The organism is Bacteroides sp. An269 (assembly GCF_002159755.1).
GTDB classification, from domain to species: Bacteria; Bacteroidota; Bacteroidia; order Bacteroidales; family Bacteroidaceae; genus Phocaeicola; species Phocaeicola intestinalis.
The window spans coordinates 1-5,848 of the sequence record NZ_NFJG01000169.1 but is presented as its reverse complement, the minus strand read 5'-3'; the positions used below and the strand labels follow the sequence as shown (position 1 = coordinate 5,848).

General features: G+C 36.6%; 8 protein-coding genes and 1 pseudogene. 1 reads left to right on the top strand and 8 read right to left on the bottom strand.

Annotated features, from left to right (window positions below):
* Positions 1-152: 152 nt before the first annotated feature.
* From B5F71_RS18420 to B5F71_RS18410, 3 genes are all read right to left on the bottom strand, one after another.
* Entirely contained in the window at positions 153-533 is a 381-nt protein-coding gene (locus B5F71_RS18420; protein WP_087213248.1) for a hypothetical protein, read from the bottom strand.
* Between the two features lie 86 nt (positions 534-619).
* Positions 620-922, bottom strand: a complete 303-nt coding sequence (locus tag B5F71_RS18415) for a hypothetical protein (protein ID WP_013619130.1) — start codon at positions 920-922, stop codon at positions 620-622.
* Positions 923-1,006: 84 nt separating this feature from the next.
* A complete protein-coding gene (locus B5F71_RS18410; RefSeq protein ID WP_241148655.1) occupies positions 1,007-2,074 on the bottom strand; it encodes a hypothetical protein in 1,068 nt (355 codons plus the stop codon).
* Positions 2,075-2,421: 347 nt separating this feature from the next.
* On the opposite strand from B5F71_RS18410, the gene B5F71_RS18400 reads away from it, so the two are divergent.
* Complete coding sequence (locus tag B5F71_RS18400; RefSeq protein WP_206423866.1) at positions 2,422-2,796, top strand: hypothetical protein; 375 nt, start codon at positions 2,422-2,424, stop codon at positions 2,794-2,796.
* Here the strand turns inward: B5F71_RS18400 and B5F71_RS18395 are convergent.
* The 5 genes and pseudogenes from B5F71_RS18395 to B5F71_RS18375 form a co-directional block, all read right to left on the bottom strand.
* Positions 2,750-4,186, bottom strand: coding sequence for a DUF2004 domain-containing protein (locus B5F71_RS18395; RefSeq protein WP_241148654.1), 1,437 nt, complete (start codon positions 4,184-4,186; stop codon positions 2,750-2,752). The two genes, B5F71_RS18400 and B5F71_RS18395, sit on opposite strands and share 47 nt — an antisense overlap.
* 195 nt (positions 4,187-4,381) lie before the next feature.
* Positions 4,382-4,516 (bottom strand): DNA-binding protein, encoded by a 135-nt coding sequence (locus B5F71_RS18390; RefSeq protein WP_087213242.1) that lies wholly within the window; start codon positions 4,514-4,516, stop codon positions 4,382-4,384.
* Between the two features lie 173 nt (positions 4,517-4,689).
* Positions 4,690-4,842, bottom strand: a complete 153-nt coding sequence (locus tag B5F71_RS18385) for a hypothetical protein (protein ID WP_013619061.1) — start codon at positions 4,840-4,842, stop codon at positions 4,690-4,692.
* A 90-nt stretch (positions 4,843-4,932) separates the two neighbouring features.
* On the bottom strand, positions 4,933-5,352 hold the full coding sequence (locus B5F71_RS18380) for an NTF2 fold immunity protein (protein ID WP_087213239.1): 420 nt from the start codon (positions 5,350-5,352) through the stop codon (positions 4,933-4,935).
* Between the two features lie 221 nt (positions 5,353-5,573).
* Positions 5,574-5,848: pseudogene (locus B5F71_RS18375) on the bottom strand (TetR/AcrR family transcriptional regulator C-terminal ligand-binding domain-containing protein); the annotation flags it as partial.

Genomic DNA, 5,848 nt, shown 5'->3' with positions numbered 1-5,848 from the left:
ACCATCTTGGTGGTGTACTGAACGGGATACCATTTCTTCGGTTCGTCCGGTTCTGACGGGTTGATGCGTTGTACCGCTTTCAAAAAAATGCTCATTGTCGTTTGTTTTTTAGGGGTTTATAATGGCTAAGCGGGGAACGCAGTTAGGCGTTATCACGCTTTGTTAGTCACATTATTATTCTTGCTTATAAATTCATAACAGTCATCCAAAGAATATTGGGCTAAAGCGCTTTCTATCCATTTTTCATAACTATCGGGAAGTTTTTCACATTCAGGATGTGTAAACCAATACGTTTCACCATATAGAGCAAGCATTGCCCAATGATAAATGTTTTCGTGAGAAAAGAAAACAATATCATCAGTAGTGTTTATAGGCTGTTGTAGAGGATGAAAGTCTTTAACCACTTGTTGTGCATTCTCTATGGTAGTATTTCCATATATAGATATGCACTCTTTCAATAGTTCGCAAAACACTTTGAAATGAAAGATGATTTTAACATCTTCATCCTCTGCTACTATAATGTCTTTGTTCATACTGTTATCATTTATAAGTTATTGCAAGTTGTGACTAATGGCTAAGCGGGGAACGCTGTAAGCGTTATCCTGCTTCGTTAGTAACTTTAATCACCCGTAATTCTTATCTTAGATATATTGGTGGTATTTATACAATTTACTATGTGCTCAATCTCCTTACCATAAGGAGATTTTTTTCCAATTTCTTTTAACTCATTAATGAAAGATACTAATTCTGTTCCCGAAAGTTCTACATCAGTTAAATAATAGTCTTGTACACGGAATATAGTTCGAAATCGCCCTTTATCTAAATGTGCAAGATTAAACAGCCAATAATGTAAGTTTTCACTAATTTCAGACACATCCGTGCTTGTTCCGTCTTTATTATAAATTGAAATATCTAAGCCCATATAAGAATTATTAAATTGTTACTAATGGTTTGACAAGGAGCTGCGTTCAGCAGCTATCTTGGCTCGTTAATAATAATTACAATGTTATTCGTATAAAAGATTCACATTTAGCAGAGGAATACTTTCTTTTAAGCACCCCTCGCTTCTATGAATTAGAAATGAAACTAATACTGTTTCAAATTCAGAATCTTCAAGGATATAAGGAGTTAAGTGTGCTATTTTTCCTTTGCCATTCAATGATATTTTAGTCCATTCTTTTTGTGTAAATTCCGGCCACTTCCTTAATTCGTAGCCCGGAATTAAACTCAACTCTCTTATGTCTTCCTTGATGTAAAAGCGACCCTCTTGCTTATACTCTCGCCCCAATAAAGGACGGATAGAATCAACATTTTCAGAACTGTAAATCGGATAAGAATAGGGATGAATACCCCAAGTTATCATGATTATTTCTTGGCTGAACAGTTCATCGATTAGCTCTGTATTGGAAAATTCGTCTATTAAATCCAACTTCCGATTGCCATATTTTCGAGTTATTATTTCTTCCATTTTTGCTAAGTCCACAAGAATGAAGCCGAGATAATCATAAGAATCAAAGTATTTGTCAGATATAGAGTAAACCAAATTTTCATTTAGTTTCATTTCTGAAAAATAGAAGTAAATAGTGATAATTTCAACAGGTATTGGAAGAACATCAATAGCGGGCAAGGTGTGAACAGGCTTGTCCTTAAAAATCTTAACACCTATATTAAATTCTCCTTGTAAGCTAAAATCTATTTTATGTTCAGACAAACCACTATTAGGAGAAAGCAATCGTATATCTGACTTGTCATTTATATAGACTTTCCCTAAATAAGTTTGATTTATTAGTTCGCCTAAAATGGAATCATTAAAGGCTAATTGGTTTTCAACCTTTTCAAACACACATCTAACATTATATTGACCTGATATACGATTCATGACATCAGGAATCGTATAACTAATCCGGTCAATACATAGCTGTAAATTGGCAATTAAATCGTTGCTACCTCTAAATGCTATTGTTTTTATTCTTTCCATTTTATGTGAATCTTTTTTTACGAACTCATTTATTATTAATGGTTCAGCAGGGAACGGCTTGCCGTTACCCTGCGTTGTTAGTGATATTTTTACCATAATTCTTCTGCGGAGAAATCACCTAAGAAAAAATATAGCAGCATAATGATACTGAACAAAATATATATGCCTATCGAAAAGCATACTATCAATATTATTTTCTTTCCGATACTGCACTTTTTTTCCCTAAACAAGAATAGCGAGAATAAAATCGCTATGAGTATAATAGTTATTGCACATACAATCATATACCTATATTTTGAATTTGTAAATTATGCTGTTATCACTAATGTATTGATAACAACACCTGTCAGGAATCGGACATTCCACTAACCCGCGCCATACGGGGCATATATCCTAACCTTCATGCCCCCAAAGGTACGAAAAGAATCGGAGAAACAAACCGAATGGTTTGGAAAAGTCGCGAAAGAGTTGGCGGAAGGGGAAGAAAGGCTGTAGGCATCCTGCCATTTCCTCCGCCAACCACCATAGCCACCAGCCTTGAAACTGGCGAAAAAGGAAATGCCGCTTTCTCTTTTTCGCCGGGCACATACTTTGCTGCCGATGGAAACAGGTTTAAGCCAGTTTGGATGTATATACAAAAGGACGGACTAAACTTCCGAGAGTGGATAGCAAGCGGGATGCAATCCGGTGTGCCATATTTGATAATGGTTCAGCAGGGAACAGCGTTTAGCTGTTATCTCGACCTTGTTAGTAACATTATTATTAATAAACTTAGCTTTCTGTTGTTATTTCTTTTATATTTCCATTATTATCTGTAACAACAACTATTAACCGATCTGTTACATTTTTTCCTATGGTATAATCCCATACAGCATAATCATCATCTCCGGGATAGAATCCTACTCTTTCCAATTTCAAAACTGATAGTAGCCTTTTTTCTATTGTAGTATCAGATTCCGTTTTTTTCAATATTTTGTTTATGCTCGATTTATCCAGTTCTTCAACATGGAAATCAATATATTCTTTCGCTTTTCCATTTGAATCATAATCTCTTACAATATAATCATCAATAGCTTTCTTATATTGTAGCAAATTGCTTGCATAATCCTCATATTCATTCAGCCAATCATATTCTGGTACACCATCAAAAAGATTCAAAGCAAGATAAATCTTCTTTTTATCCAATATAACTTCACAGTCAATTTCTTCTTCTGAAGGTTTAATATCGATTTCACCAAAATATGCGACTTTCCTTTTTTGAATTTTATCTGTTTTATTGCAATCTTTATTTCTAATAAGCATTTTATTTACTTCACCTTCAGAATATCCATATTTCTTTTTAGATTCCATACTTACAGATTCAAGTGATTCGGATTCAAACAAAGGAGATAAATCCCCACTTATAACATCATCAAAAGCCAATTTTTTAAGATTATACATCGTTTTTACAAAATCAAGGTCTTTAAGGATTGATATATAAATGGCTTCTATTGAATGATTGGGAGCTAACTGAGACAAATCGTTAAGTTGCTTGCATTTTTCAATTGAAAGCTGTTTTAATTTAGGTATATCCTTTAATGCTCTCAGATCATTCAAACTATTACAAGAATATATTTGAATTGACTCAAGTTTATCTGCTTTACATAACCCATCAAGGTTTGACATTTTTTTTGAACGGACAATTTCAATATTCCTAAGGTTTGTGAGTTGATGTAAGCCATTTAAGTTAGTATTTTTTGCATCCCATAATGTTAGATTTTCTAATGAAACCATGTTTTTTAATTCCTCTAATTCTTTAGAGTTAAAGTTATAGATATGCAGTTGTTTCAAATTTATTAAAGTATCAATGTTTATTGTATGTTTGGTATGATAATATTTTAATTCTTCAAGTTTTGGAAATAAGCTGAAGTCGATAGTAAAGACCTTATCAACCCAAAGCCCAAGTTTATGTAAGTGAGGTAAAACACTTAGTTGATTTAGATTGCATGGTTCTATGGTATAGTCGTACCCCAAAATAGTCAAGGATTCAATAAAATCATATTCGCATATTAAACTTACATTTAATCTATGCTTACACGACGTAGTGCTACCGACATTTATTACTATGTCGTAGTAACCCTGATTTTTGGCAAACTCCAATCCTTCTCTTAAATGACAAGGAAATATTATTAGCCGATTTATTTCTGGCACTTCTCTATATCGTTCCATTATCTAAATATATCTCAAATTGTCACTAATGTATTAACAACAACACCTGCCAAGCACCAATCCCCCGCCAACTCACTTTTCCGAGTTGCCCAACTCGTTTCCGTGAGTTGCCCGACTCACCGAGCTGAGTTGCCCAACTCAGAACTTTGAGTTGCCCAACTCACGATTTCAAGTTACCCGACTCACGGAAACAGGTCAGTCGTCAGCTATCAGCATAGCCACTTCGTTTTCGTCCACCATCTTGGTGGTGTACTGAACGGGATACCATTTCTTAGGCTCGTCCGGTTCTGACGGGTTGATGCGTTGTACCGCTTTCAAAAAAATGCTCATTGTCGTTTGTTTTTTAGGGGTTTATAATGAGTAAACAACAACATCCTTGTGGTCCCCGCCAACTCACTTTTCCAAGTTGCCCAACTCGTTTCCGTGAGTTGCCCGACTCACCGAGCTGAGTTGCCCAACTCAGAACTTTGAGTTGCCCAACTCACGATTTCAAGTTGCCCGACTCACGGAAACGGGTCAGTCGTCCCGTCAGCTATCAGCATAGCCACTTCGCTCTCGTCCACCATCTTGGTGGTGTACTGAACGGGATACCATTTCTTCGGTTCGTCCGGTTCTAACGGGTTGATGCGTTGTACCGCTTTCAAAAAAATGCTCATTGTCTTTTATTTTTTAGGGGTTTATAATGATTTGAAAAAGAACGCCGTTTAGAGGTTATCTTTTCTTGTTGATAATAGAGTTTATTAGACTTATAAATAACCCACGTACCATTTATCTTCACTTAAGAATTTTCTTTTTTTACTATCTATCAAGTACTTGTTATTTTTTTTGACGACAACATACTGTAGATATCCATCATAGGTTTGTGTTGTCACAATAAATCTATTTTTTCTGCTTTCTTGTATATCGATTATTTTTTCCTTATTAGGGTCGTAATCATAACTCCCTTCAAGTCCCCATGACAAAGCATTCGGGCGGCTCATTTTTCGTTCCTTGTCTGTACAATATTTGCTAATTATGGAAGCTACCCTTTGCTTTATCATACGCTCTGTTTCGTCCAATTCTAACTGGTCTTCGTCAAACTCATTACAATATTTTTCCCATTCATTCATTTCTGAAATGAAATTGAGAACAAGTTCTTCGATTGCCTTTTTTGTAACATCATCCATAATTGCGCTTTTATATATGTTTTTTGAAAGTTATATGATTAATGTATTAGGCATCGGACATTCCGCTAACCCACACCATGCGGGGCGTATATCCTAACCTCCATGCCCCCAAAGGTACGAAAAGAATCGAAGAAACAAACCGAATGGTTTGGAAAAGTCGCAAAAGATTTTTCGGGAGGGAGGAAAAGGATGCCGGAGGGCATAAAAAAAGCCTGAACGGGTCAGGCTTTAATCAGTGAATAAATGAAGCGGAGCTTGCGGGAGAGTTCACCCGTGTCCAGCCCGGAGAGGAAAGCCTGCTCGAAAGACAAGCCGTAGAACACCTCGCGGAACATGGCGACGGTTTCCTCCGTGTCCACCTCCGCGCGGATTTCGCCCGATGACTTCGCCCGCTCGATGATGTCGCGCCACAGCTTCCGGTCTTTCTCGAACAGGGCGGCGAACTTCGCCCCGGCATCGGGGTAATACTGCCGCACTTGCATCAGCAGGTGGAAGT